General features: G+C 59.9%; 2 protein-coding genes. Both read left to right on the top strand.

Annotated elements, in window-relative coordinates:
* Nucleotides 1-195: 195 nt before the first annotated feature.
* On the top strand, nt 196-1,707 hold the full coding sequence (gene istA, locus EH240_RS36680) for an IS21 family transposase (RefSeq protein ID WP_425374874.1): 1,512 nt from the start codon (nt 196-198) through the stop codon (nt 1,705-1,707).
* Nucleotides 1,708-1,719: 12 nt separating this feature from the next.
* On the top strand, nt 1,720-2,475 hold the full coding sequence (gene istB, locus EH240_RS36675; protein ID WP_125007203.1) for an IS21-like element helper ATPase IstB: 756 nt from the start codon (nt 1,720-1,722) through the stop codon (nt 2,473-2,475).
* Nucleotides 2,476-2,624 lie beyond the last annotated feature (149 nt).

Below are 2,624 nucleotides of genomic sequence, written 5' to 3'. Positions count from 1 at the left end.
TGCGGATTCCGACGTGAAGCCGGCCGCCATTCCGATCAAACACCGGCCACCATTCCGGTATGAAGCCGGCCACCATTCCAACCAAAGACCGGCCGGTTTTCGGCACTGAAGATTACCTCCTGGGTCAGCAACTTTGGCATCAATTACCTCGCGATGAACGAGGACATTTTGATGCCGGCAAAGAGAAGGCTGACCATGAGACAGTTGAGACAAATGCTTCGGCTTGCCGGAAGCGGGACCAGCTCCCGCGAGATTGCGGTCGTGCTGGGAATAGCACGCAGTACGGTGCAGGATAATCTGCGGCGCGCAGCGGCAATCGGGTTGAGCTGGCCCCTGCCAGGCGAGCTGACCGATGACGCGCTTGAGAACAAACTCTTCGCTCGCAATGGCGTCAAACAGGGCACGCGGCGGCGCGCAGAGCCGAACTGGGCCGATCTTGCCGTCGAGCTCAAGAAGCCGGGCGTCACGCTCCTCATCTTGTGGGAGGAGTATCGAGGAAGTCATCCCGACGGATATGGCTATAGCCGGTTCTGCGAGCTCTTTCGCAGCTTCGAACAGCGGCTTTCGCCGACGATGCGCCAAGAACACGCCGCCGGCGACAAGGTCTTCGTCGACTATTCCGGCAAGAAGATCCCGATCGTTGATCGAGACACCGGCGAGATCCGTGAGGCGGAGATCTTCGTGGCGGTGCTGGGTGCGTCCAGCTTCACCTATGCCGAAGCAACCTGGACCCAGACACTGCCTGATTGGATTGGTTCACACGTCAGGATGTTTCGTTTCTTTGATGGCGTTCCCCGCCTGATCGTCCCCGACAATCTGAAGTCGGGCGTCAGCCGCGCCAGCTTCTACGATCCCGAGATCAATCGCAGCTACGGCATGATGGCATCCCATTATGGCGTCGGCGTTCTTCCGGCACGGCCGCGACGGCCGAAGGACAAATCGAAAGTCGAGAACGGCGTGCGTTTCGCCCAGTCATGCATTCTGGGGCGGCTGCGCAACCAGACCTTCTTCTCGCTGGCCGAGGCCAATGCCGCCATTCGCCAGGCACTCGATCGCATCAATGATCACGTCATGCGTCGGCTGGGCGTCAGTCGCCGGCAACTGTTTGAGAGCGTCGAGCGTGCTGCGCTCGCAAGTCTTCCGAGCGAAGACTACGAATTCGCCGAGTGGCGTTTGGCCCGCGTCTCGACGGACTACCATGTCGAGTTCAAGACCTTCTTCTATTCCGTGCCGCACAGCCTCATTCGCCAGCAAGTCGATCTGAGAGCAACGGCACGCACAATCGAGATCTTTCACCGCGGCAAGCGCATTGCCGTCCATCAGCGCCGCTATGGCGGCCCTCGTCACGGGACTGATCCGGATCATATGCCCAGCTCCCACCGGCGATATGCCGAGTGGACGCCGGATCGTTTCCGTCGCTGGGCCGCATCCGTCGGCCCTGAGACGGAAGGCTTGGTTGTCGCAATCCTCGCCAGCCGCCCACATCCTGAACAAGGCTTTCGAACATGCCTGGGTGTCCTGCGCCTGTTTCGCGATGTCACACGCGATCGCGCCGAAGCCGTGTCAGCCCGCGCTGTCGAGATCGGTGGGCTGAACTGCAAGAGCATCGCCTCGCTTATCGCCAATCACAAGGCCGCAAGGCATTCCACCGAACCGACCGCCATCGTCGATCACGCCAATCTGCGTGGCCCCGATTACTTCCATTGAGGAGACACACCAATGCTCATCCATCCGACCATCGACATGCTGCGCGAACTCGGCCTTCATGGCATGGCCACCGCCTTCCAGGAGCTCGACGCACAATCCGAAGCACGCGGCCTCGAGCATGGCGAATGGCTTGCCATGCTGCTCGAGCGCGAGGCTACCATGCGCCGCCAGAAGCGTTTCGAAGCCCGCGCCAGGGCTGCAAAACTTCGCCATGACGCACAGATCGAGAATGCCGACTTTCGTGCCGCACGCGGTCTTGATCGCAATCTGTTCATGGCGCTCGCCGGCTGCGACTGGATCAGAAAGCATCACAGTCTTCTCATCACCGGGCCGGCGGGCGTCGGCAAGAGCTGGCTGGCCTGTGCGCTTGGCCACAAAGCTTGCCGAGAGGATTTCTCCGTCGCCTATCACCGCGTTCCCCGGCTGTTTGCAACGCTTGCCCTCGCGAGAGGCGACGGACGTTATGGCCGGATCCTCAAGCAACTCGCCAAAACCGACCTTCTCATTCTCGATGACTGGGGACCGGAAAAACTCAATGATGACCAGCGGCGTGATGTGCTTGAGATCATTGAAGACCGCTACGAACGCCGATCGACAATCGTCACCAGCCAGTTGCCTCTGGATCGCTGGTACGAGATCATTGCAAACCCAACCCTGGCCGATGCCATCCTGGACCGCCTCGTTCACAACGCCTATCGCATCGATCTCACCGGGGAAAGCATGCGAAAACAGCGCTCGCCAAGAGCGTCTGAAACAGCGCAAGCTTGACCGGAAACGAAACCCAATCCAAACATCAACGAGACCCAGGATCAGTCCGAAAAATGGCCGGCTTCAAATCGGAACACCGGCCGGAATGAAATCGGAATGACTGGCCGGCTTCAAATCGGAATCGATGGCCGGCTTCGTCGGAATACGCA

The sequence above is a fragment of the Mesorhizobium tamadayense genome (assembly GCF_003863365.1).
Lineage (GTDB): Bacteria > Pseudomonadota > Alphaproteobacteria > Rhizobiales > Rhizobiaceae > Mesorhizobium > Mesorhizobium tamadayense.
The sequence above is the reverse complement of the archived record's forward strand: the minus strand, read 5'-3'. Positions and strand labels throughout refer to the sequence as shown.